The organism is Variovorax sp. 01N425 (genome assembly GCF_056399465.1).
Genome location: NZ_JBFTRJ010000004.1, coordinates 118982 through 140179, shown reverse-complemented (window position 1 = coordinate 140179; position 21198 = coordinate 118982). Strand labels below are relative to the sequence as shown.

The window sequence follows — 21198 nt, the reverse complement described above, 5'->3', positions numbered from 1 at the left end:
CACATGCAGATATTCTGGTTTCTCCCCACCCATGGCGACAGCCGCTATCTCGGCACCAGCGAAGGTGCGCGGCCCATCGACCTGGCCTACCTGCAGCAGATCGCGGGCGCGGCCGACCAGCTCGGCTACGAAGGCGTGCTGATTCCCACCGGCCGTTCCTGCGAAGACCCGTGGGTGATTGCCTCGAGCCTGATCGGCGCGACCAAGAACCTCAAGTTCCTGGTGGCGGTGCGCCCCGGCCTGCACCAGCCCAGCCTGGCGGCGCGCATGGCCGCGACATTCGACCGCCTCTCGGGCGGCCGCCTGCTCGTGAACCTGGTCACCGGCGGCGACCAGGCCGAGCTCGAAGGCGATGGCGTGTACCTGGACCATGCGCAGCGCTACGAGCAATCGGCCGAGTTCATCCGCATCTGGCGCGAGATCCTTGCGCGCAGCCACAGCGGGCAGGCCTTCGACTACGAGGGCCGGCACCTGAGCGTGAAGGGCGCGAAGCTGCTCTATCCGCCGGTGCAGGAGCCTTATCCGCCGGTGTGGTTCGGCGGCTCGTCGGCCGCCGCGCACGAGCTTGCGGCCGAGCAGGTCGATGCCTATCTCACCTGGGGCGAACCGCCCGCCGAGGTGGCCAGGAAGATCGCCGACGTGCGCAACCGCGCCGCGCGCAAGGGCCGCACGGTGGAGTTCGGCATCCGGCTGCACGTGATCGTGCGCGAGACCGAAGACGCCGCATGGAAGGCCGCCGAAGAGCTGATCAGCCGCGTGGACGACGAGACCGTGATCCGCGCCCAGGCCGCCTTTGCCCGCATGGATTCCGAAGGCCAGCGCCGCATGGCCGCGCTGCATGCAGGCGGCGCCAGGCGTTCGCGCGCCGAGCTCGAGATTTCTCCCAACCTCTGGGCCGGCGTCGGCCTGGTGCGCGGCGGCGCGGGCACGGCGCTGGTGGGCGACCCCAAGACGGTGGCGGCGCGCATCGAGGAATACGCGGCGCTCGGCCTCGACAAATTCATTCTCTCGGGCTACCCGCATCTCGAAGAGGCCTACCGCTTCGCCGAGCTGGTGTTCCCGCTGCTCTCGCGCAAGGCGCAGTCGCGGCTCGCGGGCGGCTCGCTGAGCGGGCCGTTCGGCGAAGTCGTTGCCAATCTCGATGCGCCTTCGCGCCTCGCCTCCCAAAGCTAAGAAGGATCTCCCATGACGGAACAGGTACAGGAACTGCCGGCGGTCGCGTCTTCTTCGGAAGAAACCACCGGCGGCGCGTTCAAGGCCTTCGGCGCCAGCGTGGCGGTTCGGCTGGTGCCGTGGCTGGTGCCGGTGGGGCTGATCGTCTTCTGGCAGATCGCTTCGTCGCTGGGCTGGCTCTCCACGCGGGTGCTGCCGGCACCGGTGGACGTGGTCAAGGCCGCCTGGGCGCTGGCCGTGTCGGGCGAGCTCTGGACGCACGTCAAGGTCAGTGCGGGCCGCGCGCTCGCGGGCCTTGCGATCGGCGGCGGCACGGGGCTGGTGCTGGGCCTCTTGACGGGCTCGGTGAAGTTCTTCGAGACGCTGCTCGACTCGACCATCCAGATGGTGCGCAACATCCCCGCGCTGGCGCTGATTCCGCTGGTGATCCTGTGGTTTGGCATCGACGAGTCGGCCAAGCTGTTCCTGATCTCGGTGTCGGTGTTCTTTCCGATCTACCTCAACACCTTCCACGGCATCCGCAACGTCGATCCGCAGCTGATCGAGATGGGGCGCACCTACGGGCTTTCGCGCTGGCAGCTGTACCGCGAGGTGATCCTGCCCGGCGCGCTGTCGTCCATCCTGGTGGGCCTGCGCTTTTCGCTCGGGCTGATGTGGGTGATTTTGATCGTGGCCGAAACCATCTCGGCGCAGGCCGGTATCGGCTATCTCACGATGAACGCCCGCGAGTTCCTGCAGACCGACATCGTGCTGGTGGGCATCCTCTTGTATGCGCTGCTCGGCAAGCTGGCCGACCTGTTCGCGCGCGGGCTGGAGCAATGGTGGCTGCGCTGGCATCCGGGCTACCAGAAGAAGACGGCGAAGTGAGGGCAGGGCACATGAAGAACATCATTTCGCGGCGCGCGGCCATTGCCACGCTGGGCGCACTGGGCGCCGGTGCCGCGTTTGCGCAGGGCGGGGCCACGCGGCCCCTTACCGTGCGGCTCGGCTACCAGAAGTCCTCGACGCTGATCGCGCTGCTGAAGGTGCAGGGCACGCTCGAAAAGCAGCTCGCCCCGCTCAACGCCACGCTGAGCTGGCACGAGTTCACCAGCGGCCTGCCGCTGCTCGAGGCGCTGAACCTCGACAACCTGGACATCAGTGCCGACGTGGCCGACACCGTGCCGGTGTTCGCGCAGGCCGCCGGCGCCGACCTGACCTTTGTCGCGCAGGAAGCGCCGTCGCCGGCCGCGCAGGCCATCCTCGTGCGCGAGGACTCGCCGCTCCGGTCGGTGGCCGACCTGAAGGGAAAGAAGGTCGGCTTCGCCAAGGCGGCCGGCGCGCACTACCTGCTGATCGCGGCGCTGGAGAAGGCTGGCCTGTCCTTCAGGGACATCGATCCCGCCTACCTGACGCCGGCCGACGGCCGTGCCGCCTTCGAGCGCGGCGCCATCGACGCCTGGGTCGTGTGGGACCCGTTCCTGGCGGCCGCGCAGCGCCAGGCCAGGGTGCGCGTGCTGGCCGATGGCACGGGCATCGCCTCGTACCAGCGCTACTACCTCGCCAGCACCAAGTTCGCGAAGGCGCGCCCGGACGTGCTGCGCGTGATCTATGCCGAGCTCGAGCGAACCGGCCGATGGGTCAAGCAGAACCCGAAGGAAGCCGCGGCGCTGCTGTCGCCCGTATGGGGCCTGGACGCGGCAACCATCGAGCAGGCCAACGCCCGCCGCAGCTACACGGTGCGTCCGGTGGTGGCCGAGGCGCTGGCCGAGCAGCAGCGCATCGCCGATGCCTTCTTCGCGGAAAAGCTGCTGCCTAGAAAGATCAACGCGCTCGACGTGGCGCTCTTCCAACCGGGCCTGAAATCATCATGAATGCTGTTCTGAAAGACACACGGCCGCTGGCCATTGCGGGGGGCGTGCGCCTGGAGGCGCGCGGGCTGCACAAGCGCTATGGCGAGCGCGAGGTGCTGCGCAACACGCAGCTGGCCATCGAGCCGGGGCAGTTCATCGCCATCGTCGGGCGCAGCGGCTGCGGCAAGAGCACGCTGCTGCGGCTGGTTGCGGGGCTCGAGAAGGCCAGCGCCGGCGGGCTCTACACGGACGGCAAGGCCATCGACGGCCTGCACGACGACACCCGGATCATGTTCCAGGAAGCGCGCCTCCTGCCCTGGCGCCGCGTGCTCGACAACGTGACGCTCGGCCTGCCCGCCGAGGCCAAGGCGCGCGGCAAGGAGGTGCTCGCGCAGGTGGGCCTGGCCGACCGCGAGAACGAATGGCCGGCGCGCCTGTCGGGCGGCCAGCGCCAGCGCGTGGCGCTCGCACGGGCGCTGGTGCATCACCCGCGGCTGCTGCTGCTCGACGAGCCGCTGGGCGCGCTGGATGCGCTCACGCGCATCGAGATGCATCGTCTCATCGAGAACCTGTGGCAGCGCCACCGCTTCACCGCGCTGCTGGTGACGCATGACGTGCAGGAGGCCGTGGCGCTCGCGGACCGCGTGATCCTGATCGAGGACGGGCGCATTGCGCTCGACGAGAACATTGCGCTCGCCAGGCCGCGCTCGCAGGGCGACCCGGCGTTCGCAGCCATCGAGAAACGCATCCTCGACCGCGTGCTGCAGAAGCCCGGCGAGGCCGAATCCGCCGCCACGGACGCCAACTGGCTGCAGCCCTCGGCGCACACGCTGCGCTGGGCGATCTGAATCCACCGTTCATCCATAAGAAAGAAAGGCAGTCGCATGTCGCAGAACTGGAAATTCGAAACCCTGTCGGTGCACGCCGGCTACTCGCCCGAGCCGACCACGCGCGCCGTGGCGCCGCCCATCTATCAAACGGTGGCCTATGCCTTCGACAGCGCGCAGCACGGCGCCGACCTGTTCGACCTGAAGGTGCCGGGCAACATCTACACCCGCATCAACAACCCGACGCAGGACGTGCTCGAACAGCGCGTGGCCGCGCTCGAGGGCGGCATCGCGGCACTGGCGCTGGCTTCCGGCCAGGCGGCCGTGACCTATGCGATCCAGACCATTGCCGAGGCGGGCGACAACATCGTCAGCAGCACCGCGCTGTATGGCGGCACCTACAACCTGTTCGCGCACACGCTGCCGCAGTTCGGCATCACCACGCGCTTCGCGGACCACCGCGATCCCGCAAGCTTCGAGAAGCTGTTCGACGAGAAGACCAAGGCGGTGTTCGTCGAATCGCTCGGCAACCCGGCCGGCAACGTGACCGACATTGCGGCCATCGCCGAGATCGCGCACCGCCACGGCGTGCCGCTGATCGTGGACAACACCGTGCCTTCGCCGTACCTGAGCCGGCCCATCGAGCATGGCGCCGACATCGTGGTGCACTCGCTCACCAAGTACCTGGGCGGCCACGGCACCAGCATCGGCGGCGCCATCGTCGATTCGGGCAAGTTCCCGTGGGCCGAACACAAGCAGCGCTTCCGGCGCCTGAACGAGCCCGACGTGAGCTACCACGGCGTGGTCTACACCGAGGCGCTGGGCCCCGCCGCCTACATCGGCCGCGCGCGCGTGGTGCCGCTGCGCAACACGGGCGCGGCGATCTCGCCGTTCAACGCCTTCCTGATCCTGCAGGGCATCGAGACGCTGGCGCTGCGCATGGACCGCATCAGCAGCAACGCGCTCTCGGTGGCCCAGCACCTGAAGACGCACAAGGCCGTCAACTGGGTCAACTACGCGGCGCTCGAGGACCACCCCGACCACGCATTGGCAAAGAAGTACTTCGGCGGCCGGTCCAGTGGCGTGCTGACCTTCGGCATCGGCGCCGGCCGCGAGGGCGGGGCGAAGTTCCTCGATGCGCTCAAGCTCTTCACGCGGCTCGTGAACATCGGCGACGTGCGCTCGCTCGCCACGCACCCGGCCTCCACCACGCACCGGCAGCTCTCGCCCGAAGAGCTGGCGCGGGCCGGCGTCACGGAAGACACCGTGCGCCTGTCGGTCGGCATCGAGCACATCGACGACCTCATCGCCGACCTCGACCAGGCGCTGGCTGCCGCAGCCGGGTGACCGCCTTGCCCCTGTTCCTCATGCCAGAACCCTTCCTTCAACCTCAAAGAGAAAGAAACACCATGTCCATCCAAGCCATCAACGTCCGCAACCAGTTCAAGGGCAAGGTCCGCGAAATCATCCGCGGCGACGTCGTCTCCGAAGTCGACGTCGAAACCGCCTGGGGCATCGTGACCTCGGTCATCACCACGCGCTCGGTCGACGAGCTGCAGCTCAAGGTGGGCTCCGACGTGGTCGCGCTCGTGAAGTCGACGGAGGTTTCGATCGCGAAGCTTTGACGGACCCTCAAGCTTGCGAACAACCCGGCGCCGTGTTGGCGCCGGGGTTTTTCCGCTTGCAGCAGCCGGGTTTTCAGTTCTTGGCACATCGGCCGCGGGCTTCTACAGTGTGATGTACAAAACGCCCGGAGAGAAAGCCATGGCCAATTTCGAAGTAGGCGGCATCGTGCGCGCGCTGCACGCCGCGCGCGATGAATGGCGCGATTCGCAGCGCCGCTCGCGCGAGCCCGGCACGCGCGAGTTTCCGTCGCGCGATGCGCTGGCGCAGGTCATCGAATCGCTCAAGGGCGCGCTGTTTCCGATGCGGCTCGGCCCGCCCGACCTGCGCCATGAGAGCGAGGACTTCTATGTCGGCCACACGCTGAACACCGCCTTGCAGGCGCTGCTGGTGCAGGCGCGGCTGGAACTCAACTACAACGCCCGCCACGAGCCGCGCCCCTCGAACGAAGTCGACGGCCTCGCCACCGAGGCCATCCGCCAGTTCGCGAACGCGCTGCCGGGCCTGCGCCGCCTGCTCGACACCGACGTGCTCGCGGCCTACCAGGGCGATCCGGCCGCGCGCAGCGTCGACGAGGTGCTGCTGTGCTATCCGGGCGTGCTCGCGATGATCCACCACCGGCTGGCGCACGAGCTCTACAAGCTTGAATTGCCGCTGCTGGCGCGCATCGTGGCCGAGCTCGCGCATGCGCAGACCGGCATCGACATCCACCCCGGCGCGCAGATCGACGCGGGCTTCTTCATGGACCACGGCACGGGCGTGGTGATCGGCGAGACGGCGGTGATCGGCAAGCGGGTGCGCCTGTACCAGGCCGTCACGCTCGGTGCCAAGCGCTTTCCGACCGACGCCGAAGGCAACCTGCAAAAGGGCCTGCCGCGCCACCCGGTGGTGGAGGACGACGTGGTGATCTACGCCGGCGCCACCATCCTCGGGCGCGTGACGCTCGGCAAGGGCGCGGTCATTGGCGGGAATGTGTGGATCACGGAGGATGTGCCCGCGGGCGCGAGCGTGACGCAGGCCAGCCTGCAGAACGCACCGAAGGCGAACGCGCCATAGGAACGGCACCAAGTGGCGGCCGGCTTCGGCCGCGCTATGCTTGGCTGTTGTCAACTATGTAGCTTGCCTTCGCATGTCATTGCCTCAAGCCACTTCCCCCATTTCTTCCGCGCCCCCGGCGGCCGACGAGTCCTGCGACGTGCTCGTGATCGGCGGCGGCCCCGCGGGCTCCACGATCTCGGCGCTGCTCGCACAGCAGGGCCGCAAGGTGGTGCTGCTCGAGAAGGAGCACCATCCGCGCTTTCACATTGGCGAATCGCTGCTGCCCGCGAACGTGGAACTGTTCGACAGGCTCGGCGTGCGCGACCAGGTCGAGAAGATCGGCATGCCCAAGTTCGGCATCGAGTTCGTCTCGCCCGAGCATGAGCACCGCAGCTACGTGGACTTTGCCGAAGGCTGGGACAAGTCGCTCGATTCGGCCTGGCAGGTGCGCCGCTCGGAGCTCGACGAGCTGCTGTTCCGCAATGCCGCCGCGCGCGGCGCGCAGGCGCTCGAAGGCTGCAAGGTGCGCGACGTGGCCTTCGATGCAAATGGCGCCACGGTTCAGGCCCAGATGGACGACGGCGCCAGGCGCAGCTGGCGCGCGCGCTTCGTGGTCGATGCCACGGGCCGCGACACGCTGCTGGCCAACAAATTCCGCTGCAAGGAAAAGAACCCCGACCACAACAGCACGGCGCTGTTCGGCCATTTCACCAACGCCGAGCGGCTGGAGGGCAAGAAGGAAGGCAACATCAGCATCTGCTGGTTTGCGCACGGCTGGTTCTGGTTCATTCCGCTGGCCGACGGAACCACCAGTGTGGGCGCGGTCTGCTGGCCGTACTACCTGAAGACACGCGACAAGCCGCTGAAAGATTTCTTCTACGACACCATCGCGCTGTGCCCGGTGCTGGTGGACCGGCTGAAGCACGCCACGCTGGTGGACGATGCGGTGCACGCCACCGGCAACTTCTCGTATTCGAGCACGCACGCCACGGGCGACCGCTACCTGATGCTGGGCGATGCCTTCACCTTCATCGACCCGATGTTCTCTTCGGGCGTGTACCTGGCGATGCACAGCGCCTTCGACGGCGCCGGGCTGGTGGCCACCGCGCTCGACCGGCCAGCCGAACTGGCGCCTGTGCGCGAGAATTTCGAGGCCATGATGCGCAAGGGGCCGCGCGAGTATTCGTGGTTCATCTACCGCGTGACCAACCCGACCATCCGCGACATGTTCATGCACCCGGGCAATCCCTTCCGCGTGAAGGAGGGGCTGATGTCGCTGCTGGCCGGCGACATCTACCGCGGCACGCCGATCTGGCGGGCGCTCGGCATGTTCAAGTTTCTCTACTACTTCATCTCGATCACCCACCTGCGCCGCACCTGGGCCGGCTGGAAGCGGCACCGCTTCAACATCCGAGACATGGGCGCACTGAAGGGCGAGACGATCCTCAAGTCGGAATAGCGCAGTAGCGCCTCAGGGCGCCCACGCCGAGCGCGAGGCGCGCAGCGTGGCCACGGCATGCGCCACGCCCGGGCCGGGGCTGCCGAGCACCTCGATGCCGAGGTCTGCCAGTTCATCCGCGACAGGGGCCATCGAGGCCTGCGCCAGCACCACCACGTCGGCGCCGATGGCGGCGCTGCGGATCGCGCTGGCCAGCATCTCGATGTAGCGGGCGCTGTCGCCGGCCTCGAAGTGCGGCCAGGCCTCGGCGACCAGCAGCGTGCTCGGCCGGACGCCGACGCCGGCCTGCGCGGCGGCCGAAAGAAGCAGCGCGGTGGTCGGCTCCAGCGTGCTTTCGAGCGCTGCCGCAATCAGCACGCGCGGGCCGGCGCGCACGGCGCGGTCGGCCATCGCACGGTCGATGCGCTGGGCCGCGAAGGCGCCGCCCGTCGGGGTCTTTTCCGCGATGCCGCCGATGGTCGAGCAGGTGCACGCCACCACGGCGGCGCCCTCGGAGGCGGCCTCGCGCATGGCCTCGTGCACGCGCGCGGCCAGCCTCGGGTTGTCGATGCCCACGGCGCGGGCTTCGTGCAGCAGTTCCTCCATCACCAGGTGGCGCACCTCCAGCTCGGGCGCGATCTCGCGGGTCAGGCGCTCGAAGGTCGGCACATGGACCTGCGCCGTGTGGAGGAAGGCGATGGCGTCGTTCATCGCGCGGAAAGCCCCGTCAGGCCGCGTCGCGGGCGCGCCGTGCCTCGTAGGCCTTCAGGTGGACGTAGGCCGTGCGCAGCACCGAAGGCGCACAGGAAGAAGATGCGGCCGGCGCGCGGCCCAGCAGGTCGCCCACGATGTGGTCGGCCTCGACCGGCGCGCCGCGCACGATGTCCTTGTACATGGAGGCGGTCATCGGGGAGCCCGGCGCCGTCATGATGGCGCGGCCGCGCTCGACGGCTGCGGGGCGCGGCGCGAAGCCGTTGTGCGCGGCGATGGCGCAGCATTCGTCGAAGATCGCGAGCGCCACGTCCTGTCCGCCCGCGCTTGCGATGTCGCCGATGGAGGCGCGCATCAGGCTCGTGAGCCCGGCCGCCGAGGCGATGAAGACCCACTTCTCCCACATGTCCTGCGAGATGTTCTCGCTCAGCGTGGCGTCGAATTTCGCGCCCGCGAACTGCGCGGCAATGGCGTCGACCCGCGCCGAGCGTCCGCCCGCGCGCTCGCCGAAGGCGAGGCCGTGCATGTCGTTCAGGTGCAGCACGCGGCCTTCGTCGTCCAGCGTGGCGGAGATCATGCACAGGCCGCCGAGGACGCGTTCGCTGCCGAAGCGCTCGGCCAGGCGGTCGATGTGGCTCATGCCGTTGAGCAGCGGAAGAATGACCGTGTCCGGGCCGACGGCTGGCGCGAACGACGCCATGGTCGCGTCGAGGTCGTAGGCCTTGCTGCCGATCACGACCACGTCGAACGGCGCCCGGATGTCTTCGGCCAGCACGTGGGGCGGCGAGGGCAGCTGCAGGTTGCCGAAGGGGCTGTGCACCACCAGCCCGGTCTTCGCGATCTGCGCCGCCCGCCGCGGCCGCAGCAGAAAAGTGAGGTCGCGTCCCGCCTCCAGCAGCCGGCCGCCGAAATAACCACCGAGTGCACCGGCACCCACCATCAGAAATCGCATCGTGAACTGCTCCTGGAACCAAAGGGCTCGGGCGATGATGCACGCGATTGCGCAAGCCTGCTGCGCATGCCGCAAAGCCAGGGCGGGGCCGAAGAGCTTTTCTGGAAAAGGTCTTGGGCGCTTCGCATAATCATTCCGGTCATGTTTTCCCCAACCCAAAAGGAGCTTCATCCATGAGCCAGACCCGAATTGCCGTGATCGTCGGCAGCCTTCGCAAGGATTCGTTCAACCAGAAGCTGGCCCTTGCGCTGGCGCACCTTGCACCGCCGGACTTCACCTTCGAGCATTTGCGCATCGACGACCTGCCCCTGTACAACCAGGACGACGACGGCAACCAGGCGCCTTCGGTGAAGCGGCTCAAGACCGAGATCGTGGCGGCACAGGGCCTGCTGTTCGTTACGCCCGAATACAACCGTTCGGTGCCTGGCGTGCTGAAGAATGCGATCGACCATGCCTCGCGCCCCTACGGGCAGAGCGCCTGGGCCGGCAAGCCCGCGGGCGTGGTGGGCATTTCGGTGGGCGCCACCGGCACTGCGCTGGCGCAGCAGCACCTGCGCAACGTGCTGGCCTATCTCGACGTTCCGACCCTGGGCGCGCCGGAGATCTTCCTGCAGTTCAAGGACGACCTGTTCGACGACAAGGGCCACATCGGCAATGAAGGCACGAAGAAGTTCCTGCAGGGCTGGATGGACAAGTACGTGGCCTGGATCAAGAGCCACGCGGCAGCCTGAGACGGCCTGGGTCCCTGAGCCCGCCAATGAAAATGCCGCCCCGGGGCGGCATTTGCTTTTGGGATGGAACCGAGGCTCAGGCGGCCTGTGCCACGTCCTGCTGGTTGGCGGCTTCGGCCGTGGCCGCAAGGATGTCGGCGCGTGCCGCGGCCAGCGCGGCGGCCTTGGTGGCATCGCCCATGGCCACGCCTTCGGCACGCACGAAGCGCACGTCGGTGATGCCGAAGAAGCCGAACACCACCTTCAGGTAGCTCTCCTGGTGTTCCGCGGCCTGGCCGCCTTCGGTGGTCGAGTAGATGCCGCCGCGGCTGGACGCCACGATCACGGTCTTGCCGCCGGCCAGGCCCACGGGGCCCTTGTCGGTGTACTTGAAGGTGCGGCCGATTTGCGCGAGCCGGTCGATCCAGGCCTTGAGCTGGGTCGGCACCGAGAAGTTGTACAGCGGCGCGCCCACCACGATGACGTCGGAAGCCAGGAACTGGCTCACGAGCTGTTCCGAGAGCGCGTTCTCGCGCTGCTGGGCTTCGGTCGGCTGGGCCTGCACGCCTGTCTTGATGCCCAGGGCATCGGCGCCGAAGTGCGAGGGCGCGTTGACGGCAAGGTCGAGGTACTCGACCGTGGTGTCGGGATGCGCGGCTTTCCAGGCCGCCACGATCTCTGCCGTGAGGAGGCGGGAGGTCGAATTGGCACTCAGGATGCTGGAGTCGATGTGGAGCAGCTTCATGGTCGATCACTTTCGTGTGGAGGTCGGCGCTCAAAGGTGGCCGGCGATGGGGTAATTCTATTTTTGGTGCGAGTCTCTGATAAGTAACCAAATTTTGACTACATCGTTCCACATGCGGGACAATCGGCGCATGCAAGACCTCAACGACATGGTTTTCTTCGCCGAAGTGGCCGAGCGCGGCGGCTTTGCCGCGGCCAGCCGCGCGCTCGGCATTCCCAAGTCGCGCCTGTCGCGCCGCGTGGCGGAGCTGGAAGACCGGCTGGGCGTGCAGCTGATGCAGCGCAGCACGCGGCGGCTGTCGCTCACGCCGGCGGGCGAGATCTTCCTGCGGCATTCGGCCGCCGTGCGCGACGCGGCGCAGGCCGCGACCGAGGCGGTGGCGCAGGTGCACACCGATCCCTGCGGCACGGTCCGCCTGAGCTGCCCGATCACCGTCGCCCACAGCGGGCTCGCGCAGCTGCTGCCGCGCTTCATGGAGCGCTATCCGGCGGTGCGCGTCGACCTGCGCGTCATGAACCGGCCGGTGGACCTGATCGAGGAGGGCATCGATATCGCGCTGCGCGTGCGCCCCGCCATCGAGGACAGCACCACGCTCGTGGCCAAGGTGCTGGGCACCAGCCGTGCCGTGCTGGTAGCCCGGCCGGAGCTGCTGCAGCGCCTGGGCCCGGTCCGCACGCCGGCCGACCTCGAGCGGCTGCCCACGGCGGCCATGTCGGCCAACAGCGAGGGCCGCAGCGAATGGCGGCTCGAGGGCCCGAACGGCGAGATCCACGTGCACGTCCATACGCCGCGCTGCGTGGCGGACGACCTCGTGACGCTGCAGCTGGTTGCGCTCGAGGGCGTGGGCGCAACGCTGCTGCCGGGCTACATGTGCCGCGCCGACGTGGAGGCGGGCCGGCTCGTGCAGGTGCTGCCCGGCTGGGGGCCGGCGCCCGTCATTGCGCACATGGTCTTTCCGCCGCGCCGGGCCCTGGTGCCGGCGGTGCGCCAGCTGATCGACTTCCTGGCGGAGCACATGAGCGGGAGCCAATCGGGCATGTATTAGCCGGATCGGCGCCGCTTATGCGAAAAACGCCATAACCAAACAAGTAGATATTCGTTTGGCATTGAAGCTGCACTTCGCACAATCCCAGGTCCCATCCACCCAAGGAGCGACCATGGCGACCCTGCGACTCGGCGACACAGCCCCCAATTTCACCCAGGATTCCAGCGAAGGCCCCCTCGACTTCTACCAGTGGGCCGGCGATTCGTGGGTGGTGTTCTTCTCGCACCCGGCCGATTTCACGCCCGTGTGCACCACCGAACTCGGCAAGACCGCGGCGCTGTCGGGCGAATTCGCCAAGCGCGGCGTGAAGCCCATCGCGCTGAGCGTCGACCCGGCCACCAGGCACAAGGAGTGGATCGGCGACATCAACGAGACGCAGAACACCACCGTCAACTTCCCGATCATTGCGGACCACGACCGCAAGGTGGCCGACCTGTACGACCTGATCCACCCGAACGCATCGGCGACGGCCACGGTGCGCAGCGTGTTCATCATCGACCCGAAGAAGGTGATCCGCGCGACCATCACCTACCCGGCCTCGACCGGCCGCAATTTCGACGAGATCCTGCGCGTGATCGACTCGCTGCAGCTCACCGACAGCCACAAGGTGGCCACGCCGGTGAACTGGAAGGATGGCGACGACGTGGTCATCATCCCGAGCATCCAGGACCCGGCCGAACTGGCGGAGCGCTTCCCCAAGGGCTTCAAGGCCGTGAAGCCTTACCTGCGCATCACGCCGCAGCCCAACAAGTAAGCGGACAGGGCAGCGCCTTCATGCAGACTTCCGTGATCATCGTGCCCGGCTGGCGCGACTCCGGGCCCGGCCATTGGCAGAGCCTGTGGGAAGAGCGCATTCCGGGCGCGGCGCGCGTGGTGCAGGACGACTGGGCATCGCCCAAGCGCGAGGCCTGGGTGGCCACGCTCGCCAGGCTGGTGCTCGAAAGCCCCGGGCCGGTGGTGATTGCCGCGCACAGCCTGGGCTGCATCGCCACGGCGCACCTGCCGGCCGAGGCGGCGGCGCGCATCCGCGGGGCGCTGCTGGTGGCGCCGGCCGATCCGGAGCGCCGGGCCGTGCTGTCGGACTTCGCGCCCGTGCCCTATGCGGCGCTGCCGTACCGCAGCATCGTGGTGGCGAGCAGCAACGATCCCTATTGCCCGATCCGCCTGGCCGGCGCGTATTCCCGCGCCTGGGGCAGTGAGTTTGTCCGCATGCAGAATGCGGGGCATATCAACATCGACTCGGGGCACGGAGACTGGCCGCTCGGCCTCGCCTTGCTCCAGTCGCTGACCGACGAGCCCGCCGCCTGGCCGGCGGGCCGTGAATTTTCAGAAAACTTGGCAACCACATGACTTCCAGATTCAAGACCTTTGCCGCCGTGCTCGCGCTGGCGTCTTCCGCGCTCGCGGGCGGCAGCGCCTTCGCCCAGGGCAACACGCTGCTGAACGCCTCGTACGACGTGGCGCGCGAGTTCTACAAGGACTACAACGCGGCGTTCGTGGCCAACTACAAGAAGACCACCGGCAAGGACGTGAAGATCGACCAGTCGCATGGCGGCTCCAGCGCCCAGGCGCGCGCGGTGGCCGACGGCCTCGATGCCGACGTGGTGACCATGAACACCACCACCGACATCGACTTCCTGGCCAACACCGGCGTGGTCGCGAAGGACTGGAACAAGAAATTCCCCGACAACGCATCGCCCACCACCTCGACCATGCTGTTCCTGGTGCGCAACGGCAACCCCAAGGGCATCAAGGACTGGGAAGACCTGGTCAAGCCCGGGGTGCAGGTCGTGATCGTCAACCCCAAGACCGGCGGCAACGGGCGCTACGCCTACCTGGCGGCCTGGGGCTACGTCAAGAAGAAGGGCGGCACCGACGCCCAGGCGGCCGAGTTCGTCGGCAAGCTGTTCAAGAACGTGCCGGTGCTGGCGCGCGGCGGCCGCGACGCCACCACCGCCTTCCTGCAGCGCAACATCGGCGATGCGCTGATCACCTTCGAATCCGAAGTGGTGTCGATCGAGCGCGAATTCGGCTCGGGCAAGGTCGATTCGGTCTACCCGTCGATCAGCATCGTGGCCGAGAACCCGGTGGCCGTGGTCGAGCGCACCACCAAGAAGAAGGGCACCGGCGAACTCGCCAAGGCCTACCTCGACTGGCTCTACTCCGAAGAGGCGCAGGAAATCGCCGCCAAGCACGCGCTGCGTCCGCGCTCGCAGGCCGTGCTCAAGAAGTACGCCGCCACCTTCAAGCCGCTGCAGCTGTTCACGGTGCAGGAACTGTTCGGCAGCCTCGGCGAAGCGCAGAAGGTGCACTTCAACGACGGCGGCCAGTTCGACAAGCTCTACACGCCCGGCGCAAAGTAAATGAGCGGCGCTGTTTCTTCGGCGCTCCCGTCCGCGGGAGCGCCTTTTTCGCGTGCCAACCGGGCAGGGGGCGCCAAGCGCGTGCTGCCCGGTTTCCACATCACGCTCGGCTTCTCCATTCTTTACCTGAGCCTGATCGTGCTGATCCCGCTCTCGGCGCTGGTCTTCAAGACCTTCACGCTGAGCTGGGAGCAGTTCTGGGTGGCCGTGACCGCGCCGCGCGTGATGGCCTCGTACCGGCTGACCTTCGGCGCCTCGCTGATCGCGGCCGTGGTCAACGCGGTGTTCGGCCTGCTCGTGGCCTGGGTGCTGGTGCGCTACAAGTTCCCGGGCAAGCGCATCGTCGATGCGCTGGTCGACCTGCCGTTCGCGCTGCCCACGGCGGTGGCCGGCATCTCGCTCACGGCGCTGCTCGCGGGCAACGGCTGGATCGGGCAACTGCTCGAGCCGCACGGCATCAAGCTCGCGTTCACGCCGGCGGGCATCGTGATTGCGCTGATCTTCATCGGCCTGCCGTTCGTGGTGCGCACGGTGCAGCCGGTGCTCGAAGACGCCGAGAAGGAGCTCGAGGAAGCCGCCACGTCGCTCGGTGCGACGCGGCTGCAGACCTTCACCAAGGTGATCTTCCCGTCGATCGCGCCGGCGCTGCTCACGGGCTTTGCAATGGCCTTCGCACGCGCCATCGGCGAGTACGGCTCGGTGATCTTCATCGCCGGCAACATGCCGATGATCTCGGAGATCACGCCGCTCATCATCATCGGCAAGCTGGAGCAGTACGACTTTGCCGGCGCCACCGCGGTCGCGCTCGTGATGCTGGTCCTTTCATTCGTCCTGCTGCTGGTCATCAACGGCCTGCAGGCGTGGCAGCGCAAGCGCGCGGGAGCCTGAGATGAGCGCGCCTTCCAAAGTCATCCGCCGCGCGCAGGCCGGCACCACCGAATCGGCGTGGGTGCGCTGGCTGCTCATCGGCCTTGCGCTTGCGTTCATGTTCCTGTTCCTCGTGCTGCCGCTGGCCGCCGTGGCGACGGAAGCCCTGCGCAAGGGCCTTGATGCCTACATCGAAGCGCTGAAGGAGCCCGACGCCTGGAGCGCGATCCGCCTCACGCTGATCACGGCCGCCATCGCGGTGCCGCTGAACCTGGTGTTCGGCGTGGCGGCGGCCTGGGCCATTGCCAAGTTCGAGTTCCGCGGCAAGGCCTTCCTGACCACGCTGGTGGACCTGCCGTTCGCGGTGTCGCCGGTGGTGGCGGGCCTGATCTACGTGCTGGTGTTCGGCGCGCAGGGCTGGCTCGGCCCGTGGCTGGCCGAGCACGACATCAAGATCATCTTCGCGGTGCCGGGCATCGTGCTGGCGACCGTGTTCGTGACCTTTCCGTTCATTGCGCGCGAGCTCGTGCCGCTGATGCAGGCGCAGGGCACCGACGAAGAGCAGGCCGCCATCGTGCTCGGCGCGACCGGCTGGCAGACCTTCTGGCGCGTGACGCTGCCCAACATCAAGTGGGGCCTGCTGTACGGCGTGATTCTCTGCAACGCACGCGCCATGGGCGAGTTCGGCGCGGTGTCGGTGGTGTCGGGCCACATCCGCGGGCAGACCAACACGATGCCGCTGCATGTGGAAGTGCTCTACAACGAATACCAGTCGGTGGCAGCCTTTGCCGTGGCCTCGCTGCTCGCCATCCTGGCGCTGGTCACGCTGGTGATCAAGTCGGTCATCGAGTGGCGCCACGAACGCGAAATGAAAGCCATTGCGGAGCTGCCGCCAGAGCGGCCCACGGCGGCTTGAGAAGGCTTCGAGTGAGGGGAAGAACCCTCACCCCGGCTCTCTCCCCGAGGGGAGAGGGAGAAATCAGAAGAAGGCAGAGGAAGAGATTCCATGAGCATCGAAATCCGCAACATCAGCAAGCAGTTCGGCGACTTCCGCGCACTGAACAACGTGAACCTCGACGTCGAGTCGGGCGAGCTCGTCGCGCTGCTCGGTCCCTCGGGCTGCGGCAAGACCACGCTGCTGCGCATCATCGCGGGGCTGGAGACGGCCGACACCGGCAGCATTCTCTTTTCGGGCGAGGACACCACCGACGTGCATGTGCGCGAACGGCAGGTGGGCTTCGTGTTCCAGCACTACGCGCTGTTCCGCCACATGACGGTGTTCGAGAACGTCGCGTTCGGCCTGCGCGTGAAGCCGCGCAAGGAGCGCCCGAGCGACGCGCAGATCAGGCAGAAGGTGACCGACCTGCTCAAGCTGGTGCAGCTCGACTGGCTGGCCGACCGCTATCCGTCGCAGCTCTCGGGCGGCCAGCGGCAGCGCATCGCACTGGCGCGCGCACTGGCGGTGGAGCCCAAGGTGCTGCTGCTCGACGAACCCTTCGGCGCGCTCGACGCCAAGGTGCGCAAGGAGCTGCGCCGCTGGCTGCGCCGGCTGCATGACGAGCTGCACGTCACCTCGATCTTCGTCACGCACGACCAGGAAGAAGCGCTCGAGGTGGCCGACCGGGTGGTGGTCATCAACAAGGGCCGCATCGAGCAGGTCGGCTCGCCGCAGGAGGTGTGGGACCAGCCCGCGAGCCCGTTCGTCTACGGCTTCCTGGGCGATGTGAACCTGTTCCACGGCCGGGCCGACAACGGCGCGGTGCAGCTCGACGGCATGCGCCTGGATTCGCCTGAACACAGCGGCGCGCGCGACGCCAAGGCGATGGCCTATGTGCGCCCGCACGACCTCACGGTGGAGCGCTACACCGCCGGCGCCACCGGCATCGTGGCCACCCTGTCGCGCGCCATCGTGGTCGGCCCGATCGCGCGGCTGGAACTTGAGCCCACCGAAACGAATCCAGATAATCCGGGCTCCGGAACCATCATCGAGGCGCAACTCCCTGCGCAACAGTTCCGTGAACTGGGCCTGCACGAGGGCGACACGGTCGTCGCCACGCCGCGCAAGGCCCGGGTGTTCGTAGAAGAAGATTGGGTTTCCCCTTGATCGATTGGTACTTCGGCGCGCCGCGCCGCGCGTATGGGCTGATCTGCCTGGCCTGCGTCCTGATGCTGGCCTTCGGGCTCTACCTGCAGCACGTGGTCGGCCTCGAGCCGTGCCCCATGTGCATCGTGCAGCGCTATGCGCTGGTGCTGGTGGCGCTCTTCACCGGCCTGGCCGGCGTGTTCAGGAGCCGCGGCCTGCAGGCCACGGGCGGTGTGCTGGCGCTGGTGGCAGCGGCCGGCGGCGCCTACACGGCGGCGGCGCAAAGCTGGCTCCAGTGGAACCCGCCCGAGGTCGTGACCTGCGGGCGCGACCTCTACGGAATGATCGAGACCTTTCCGCTCAAGCGGGCGCTGCCGATGATCTTCCGCGGCGGCGGCGATTGCTCGAAGGTCGACTGGTCGCTGTTCGGCCTGACGCTGGCGAACTGGTCGTTCATTGCCTTCGTGGTGCTGTCGGTCCTGCTGCTCGTGCTGCTTTTTCGCCGGCCCGCGGCACGCTAGCTAGAGCGGCAGGGTGTCGAAGGCCGCGTAGGCGGTCGCCAGCCAGGACTTCACGCGCTGGCGCTCCAGCAGGCCCAGCGCATGCGGCCCTTCGCGGTCGTTCACGGCCTTCCAGAAACTGGTGTTCTGCGCATCGATCTTGCGCATGCTCGCCTCATGCAGGCGCGGCAGCGTGATCACGCGGGCGCCGTTCGCGGTGGCCTTGGAAAGCGACTGCGACGCCAGCAGCATGCCGAAGTCGCTGCCGCGGCCGTAGTTCTGCACCACGATGTAGTTGGGCCGGTTGCCGAAGGTGTCGATCAGCGTGCCGAGCAGGTCGGTGGAGTCCTTGCCGTCGTCCAGCACGTGCCAGAAGTTGACGGCCACGCCCAGTTCGTCGAACACGTCGAACAGGTCCGATTCCTTGATCCAGCGCGACAGCGGCGCGAGCGTCTGGGCCGCCAGGTCGACGATGACGCTTTGCTGCGGATTCGTCTCGAAGCCGTTCACCACGGTGTCCAGGCCCTCGAAGCTGTCGACCACGATGGGCGAGGCAAAGCCTTCGTAGAAGCGCGTGAACGAGCTGTGCGAGCGGTCGGTATCGAAGCCCGTGAAGGGCTTGCTGTGGTCGATGAAGTACTGCGCCAGCACGCGCGCCGTGACCGACTTGCCGACACCGCCTTTTTCGCCGCCGATGAAATTGATGGAGCTCATGAGTTGCTGCTGCCTCGAAAGGGTGGAGGAGTGAAGGGCCGGATCATTCTAGGGGGCGGGCTTTTCTATTTGCCGCGCCGCGCCATCCCCTGCAGCAAGGGATGTGCCTGCAAGCGCTGCTGCAGCCGTTTCTTCCACGCGGCCGGCAGGGTCGCCGCCTCGATCATCGCGGGCCAGCGGCTGCGCGCGAGCCGCGCCGTGTCGGCCACGGTGCGCCGTACCAGCGGCTCGTGCAGCCCGGCCGAGAAGCAGAAGGCGCGCACGTTGGCGGGTGTGAACAGGGCGCTGCGCCTGGGCGCGGCCTCGCCAGGCGTTGCAGGCAGAAGAGGCAGCGCATGGCCGTCGACGCCCTGCAGCGCCGCATAGGCCACGATGTCGTAGGCCGGCGCCAGCCGCGGCGCGATGCCGTCGGGGTACAGCACGCCAAAGTTCTTCAGATGCGCGTCGGGGTTGCCGAGCAGGTCGTTCACCGCAAGGCGCCGCACGAGTTCGAGCACCGCTTCCTCGCCCAGCGATGGAAAGGCGCGCATCGCCAGCGCCATGTCGAGGTAGCTGGCGCTGTACTTGTGCATCGGGTCGACCGCAAGCACCTGCGCGAAATCCTCGAAATGGATGCGGCGCGCGCCTTCGCGGTCGAAGCGCGTCACGGCAAGAAAGTCGGGCTCGTCGGGCAGCGCGTAGCTGTGCTCGGCCGCAATGGCCGAGAGCGGCGCGAGTTCGGCATGGCAGACCTCGACGCCGGCCGCACCCGCCATCTGCAGCGAGAGCATTTCCAGCTGCGGCATGTGGGGCCGCCCGGCCAGCGGCAGCTTGGCGATCACGCGCGTGCTCGCGCCGGCGCGGGTGCGGGCCACGTAGCGCCCGCCTTGCCGGCGCAGGCCGAGCTTGGGCTGCACGCCCGACACCGAGATGCCCTGCGGCATCGGCAGCTCGACCACCGACATCTCGAGCGCGTCCTGATCCTGGGTGATGAGCCGCTGCAAGGTGCCGCGGTCGACCGAGACCGGCCGGGCGCTCACCGCGCCGGGCAGGTCGCCGCCGCAGGCCGCAAGCAGCTCGAAATGGTCGTTCTCGCGGCAGCCGCGCAGCTGCGCGATGTGGCTGCGCAGGACGCCTTCGGGCAGCAGGTTCTGGAAGAAGCGCGGCAGCTGCCCGCCCTGTGCGTTGAAGAGCGGGTTCTTGACGTCGCTCCACAGGGCGGCCTGCGCCGAGGGATCGCTGGCCACCATCGACAGCGACAGCACCTCGGGCGGCGGCGCGGCCACCAGTTCGGGCTCCGCCACGAAGCGGCAGAGGTCCGCGTACTGGAACAGCTTGCCGAAGCGGCGCGCGCCGAGCGAGATCTCGAGGATCTTGACGTTCATGGCGAAGGCTTTTTCGAACGGGGCCCGGACGCCGAAGCCGGCGGCACCGCCGCAGCGCCGACGGCGTTGCCGATGCGCGTGGGCACCGGGCGGTAGCCGGGCTCGGCGTCCGCGCGTTCCCCGAAGCCCTTGGGCGCGAGCTGCAGCTCGAGGCCCAGGGCATCCACCAGCGCCAGCAGCGAGGACATCTGCGGATTTCCCTTCAGGCTCAGCGCATTGCGCACCGAACGTTCGGTGAGGCCGGAGCGCAGCGCGATTTCAGCGTTGCCGAGACCCGCGGCCTCGCGCCGGGCCGCCAGGGCGGTGATGAGTTCCTGCTTGTTCACGGAAACATATTACCGCAAGCTGCAGTTTCGGAAATATGTTTCCGAGAGTGCCCGCAATCGCTACCGGGGAATGAGCGTGAAGAAGGGCATCACGACGCCCATGACCCAGTTCTGCCCGAAATCGAGCGCCGCGCGCCGGTACTTCTCGTCGGCCTGGGCGGCCAGCAGGTCGAGCCGCGCCACCACCTTGGACAGTTCGCGGTCGGCCACGAGGTTGCGCCCGCGCTCGCTGATCTCGGTGGCCAGCAGCAGCGGCTGGCCGTCGGGGCCGGTCTTGGAGGCAATCAGCCAGAGCGATATCTCGAAGTTGCGCGCGGCCCGGAAGCTGTTCTCGGCATTGACGCCGTCGAGCATGGTCTGGTCCCAGGTGTCGCCGTTGGCCTGCTTGAGCATGGTGGCCCAGCCGACGACCAGTGCCGCCACCCGGTCGCCCTGGTAGCCCTGCAGCCCGGTATCGAAAGCCATGCGGATGGCTTCGATGCCCGTGGCGCCGCGCAGCTCGGGCAGGGCAGGGCCGGTCAGCACCGCATCCCAGGCGCGCTGGGCGGCCGCCTCGACGCTGGCGGCCGACTTGCGCCATTCGCGCGGGTTGCGCCGGTAGAGCGTGGTCTGCACGCGCCGGATCGATTGCAGGTTGTCGCGCAGCGAGAGGTTGGCGATGCGGTTGGCGCTGGACTGCAACCATTCCTGGTTGCTGTAGGCCTCGGCGCGATCGGTGGAACGCACGGCCGCGCAGCCGCCAAGGCCCAGCAGGGCGGCCGCACCGGCCAGCAGGCAGCCGCGGCGCACGGCAAGAGGTGATGAAACCAGGGAATCGCTCATGCCCTGACGTTATCATCCACGGCTGGGGCGGCGGCCTGTCTCGAACGGCAGGTCCGTGCAATTTT

Annotated in this window: 24 protein-coding genes; 17 read left to right on the top strand and 7 right to left on the bottom strand. The window is 67.9% G+C overall.

The annotated features are described in order from the left end of the window. Window positions 1-3 precede the first annotated feature (3 nt). From ssuD to AC1DSC_RS08430, 8 genes are all read left to right on the top strand, one after another. Entirely contained in the window at window positions 4-1173 is a 1170-nt protein-coding gene (gene ssuD / locus AC1DSC_RS08465; RefSeq protein ID WP_018904527.1) for an FMNH2-dependent alkanesulfonate monooxygenase, read from the top strand. 12 nt (window positions 1174-1185) lie between these two features. Next, the gene (gene ssuC, locus AC1DSC_RS08460) at window positions 1186-2040 is read left to right on the top strand and encodes an aliphatic sulfonate ABC transporter permease SsuC (RefSeq protein ID WP_012748076.1); all 855 of its coding nucleotides are present in this window, start codon (window positions 1186-1188) and stop codon (window positions 2038-2040) included. An 11-nt stretch (window positions 2041-2051) separates the two neighbouring features. Then, window positions 2052-3026, top strand: a complete 975-nt coding sequence (locus AC1DSC_RS08455) for an aliphatic sulfonate ABC transporter substrate-binding protein (protein WP_436287757.1) — start codon at window positions 2052-2054, stop codon at window positions 3024-3026. After that, the gene (locus AC1DSC_RS08450; RefSeq protein WP_012748074.1) at window positions 3023-3853 is read left to right on the top strand and encodes an ATP-binding cassette domain-containing protein; all 831 of its coding nucleotides are present in this window, start codon (window positions 3023-3025) and stop codon (window positions 3851-3853) included. The genes AC1DSC_RS08455 and AC1DSC_RS08450 overlap by 4 nt, the downstream gene beginning before the upstream one ends. A 36-nt stretch (window positions 3854-3889) precedes the next feature. After that, on the top strand, window positions 3890-5179 hold the full coding sequence (locus tag AC1DSC_RS08445) for an O-acetylhomoserine aminocarboxypropyltransferase/cysteine synthase family protein (RefSeq protein ID WP_436287755.1): 1290 nt from the start codon (window positions 3890-3892) through the stop codon (window positions 5177-5179). Window positions 5180-5241: 62 nt separating this feature from the next. Further along, window positions 5242-5457: a TOBE domain-containing protein gene (locus AC1DSC_RS08440; RefSeq protein WP_007829250.1), complete on the top strand. Its 216-nt coding sequence runs from the start codon at window positions 5242-5244 to the stop codon at window positions 5455-5457. Between the two features lie 139 nt (window positions 5458-5596). Beyond that, window positions 5597-6511, top strand: coding sequence for a serine O-acetyltransferase EpsC (gene epsC, locus AC1DSC_RS08435; RefSeq protein WP_436287754.1), 915 nt, complete (start codon window positions 5597-5599; stop codon window positions 6509-6511). A gap of 73 nt (window positions 6512-6584) precedes the next feature. Further along, window positions 6585-7952 (top strand): NAD(P)/FAD-dependent oxidoreductase, encoded by a 1368-nt coding sequence (locus AC1DSC_RS08430; protein ID WP_278876249.1) that lies wholly within the window; start codon window positions 6585-6587, stop codon window positions 7950-7952. Between the two features lie 12 nt (window positions 7953-7964). On the opposite strand, the gene AC1DSC_RS08425 is transcribed toward AC1DSC_RS08430, so the two are convergent. Continuing rightward, window positions 7965-8642 carry an Asp/Glu/hydantoin racemase gene (locus AC1DSC_RS08425; protein ID WP_278876248.1) on the bottom strand — a complete coding sequence of 226 codons (678 nt, stop codon included), beginning with the start codon at window positions 8640-8642 and terminating at the stop codon, window positions 7965-7967. A 16-nt stretch (window positions 8643-8658) separates the two neighbouring features. Next, a complete protein-coding gene (panE, locus tag AC1DSC_RS08420) occupies window positions 8659-9594 on the bottom strand; it encodes a 2-dehydropantoate 2-reductase (RefSeq protein WP_436044105.1) in 936 nt (311 codons plus the stop codon). A gap of 173 nt (window positions 9595-9767) precedes the next feature. Between panE and AC1DSC_RS08415 the strand changes: the two genes are divergently transcribed. Beyond that, a complete protein-coding gene (locus AC1DSC_RS08415; RefSeq protein ID WP_012748068.1) occupies window positions 9768-10325 on the top strand; it encodes an NADPH-dependent FMN reductase in 558 nt (185 codons plus the stop codon). A gap of 76 nt (window positions 10326-10401) precedes the next feature. On the opposite strand, the gene AC1DSC_RS08410 is transcribed toward AC1DSC_RS08415, so the two are convergent. Next, window positions 10402-11049 carry an FMN-dependent NADH-azoreductase gene (locus tag AC1DSC_RS08410; protein WP_436287753.1) on the bottom strand — a complete coding sequence of 216 codons (648 nt, stop codon included), beginning with the start codon at window positions 11047-11049 and terminating at the stop codon, window positions 10402-10404. A gap of 130 nt (window positions 11050-11179) precedes the next feature. On the opposite strand from AC1DSC_RS08410, the gene AC1DSC_RS08405 reads away from it, so the two are divergent. The 8 genes from AC1DSC_RS08405 (at window position 11180) to AC1DSC_RS08370 (ending at window position 17928) form a co-directional block, all read left to right on the top strand. After that, window positions 11180-12094 (top strand): LysR family transcriptional regulator, encoded by a 915-nt coding sequence (locus tag AC1DSC_RS08405; RefSeq protein ID WP_018904517.1) that lies wholly within the window; start codon window positions 11180-11182, stop codon window positions 12092-12094. A 112-nt stretch (window positions 12095-12206) separates the two neighbouring features. Beyond that, window positions 12207-12848: a peroxiredoxin gene (locus tag AC1DSC_RS08400; protein WP_018904516.1), complete on the top strand. Its 642-nt coding sequence runs from the start codon at window positions 12207-12209 to the stop codon at window positions 12846-12848. Between the two features lie 20 nt (window positions 12849-12868). Then, entirely contained in the window at window positions 12869-13444 is a 576-nt protein-coding gene (locus AC1DSC_RS08395) for an RBBP9/YdeN family alpha/beta hydrolase (protein ID WP_012748064.1), read from the top strand. Then, window positions 13441-14457, top strand: a complete 1017-nt coding sequence (locus tag AC1DSC_RS08390; RefSeq protein ID WP_412511041.1) for a sulfate ABC transporter substrate-binding protein — start codon at window positions 13441-13443, stop codon at window positions 14455-14457. The genes AC1DSC_RS08395 and AC1DSC_RS08390 overlap by 4 nt, the downstream gene beginning before the upstream one ends. Beyond that, entirely contained in the window at window positions 14458-15345 is an 888-nt protein-coding gene (gene cysT, locus AC1DSC_RS08385; protein WP_278876238.1) for a sulfate ABC transporter permease subunit CysT, read from the top strand. Between the two features lies 1 nt (window position 15346). After that, window positions 15347-16240: a sulfate ABC transporter permease subunit CysW gene (gene cysW, locus AC1DSC_RS08380; protein ID WP_018904514.1), complete on the top strand. Its 894-nt coding sequence runs from the start codon at window positions 15347-15349 to the stop codon at window positions 16238-16240. 90 nt (window positions 16241-16330) lie between these two features. Beyond that, window positions 16331-17428 carry a sulfate/molybdate ABC transporter ATP-binding protein gene (locus AC1DSC_RS08375; protein ID WP_012748060.1) on the top strand — a complete coding sequence of 366 codons (1098 nt, stop codon included), beginning with the start codon at window positions 16331-16333 and terminating at the stop codon, window positions 17426-17428. After that, complete coding sequence (locus AC1DSC_RS08370) at window positions 17425-17928, top strand: disulfide bond formation protein B (protein ID WP_041945520.1); 504 nt, start codon at window positions 17425-17427, stop codon at window positions 17926-17928. The genes AC1DSC_RS08375 and AC1DSC_RS08370 overlap by 4 nt, the downstream gene beginning before the upstream one ends. Here AC1DSC_RS08370 and AC1DSC_RS08365 read toward each other — a convergent pair whose 3' ends face one another. From AC1DSC_RS08365 to AC1DSC_RS08350, 4 genes are all read right to left on the bottom strand, one after another. Beyond that, the gene (locus AC1DSC_RS08365) at window positions 17929-18621 is read right to left on the bottom strand and encodes a P-loop NTPase family protein (protein ID WP_012748058.1); all 693 of its coding nucleotides are present in this window, start codon (window positions 18619-18621) and stop codon (window positions 17929-17931) included. Between the two features lie 65 nt (window positions 18622-18686). After that, window positions 18687-19985, bottom strand: a complete 1299-nt coding sequence (locus AC1DSC_RS08360; RefSeq protein WP_436287752.1) for a type II toxin-antitoxin system HipA family toxin — start codon at window positions 19983-19985, stop codon at window positions 18687-18689. Next, on the bottom strand, window positions 19982-20311 hold the full coding sequence (locus tag AC1DSC_RS08355) for a helix-turn-helix domain-containing protein (protein ID WP_478131800.1): 330 nt from the start codon (window positions 20309-20311) through the stop codon (window positions 19982-19984). The genes AC1DSC_RS08360 and AC1DSC_RS08355 overlap by 4 nt, the downstream gene beginning before the upstream one ends. A gap of 60 nt (window positions 20312-20371) precedes the next feature. Next, window positions 20372-21133 carry a hypothetical protein gene (locus tag AC1DSC_RS08350; protein WP_436287751.1) on the bottom strand — a complete coding sequence of 254 codons (762 nt, stop codon included), beginning with the start codon at window positions 21131-21133 and terminating at the stop codon, window positions 20372-20374. Window positions 21134-21198: the final 65 nt, after the last annotated feature.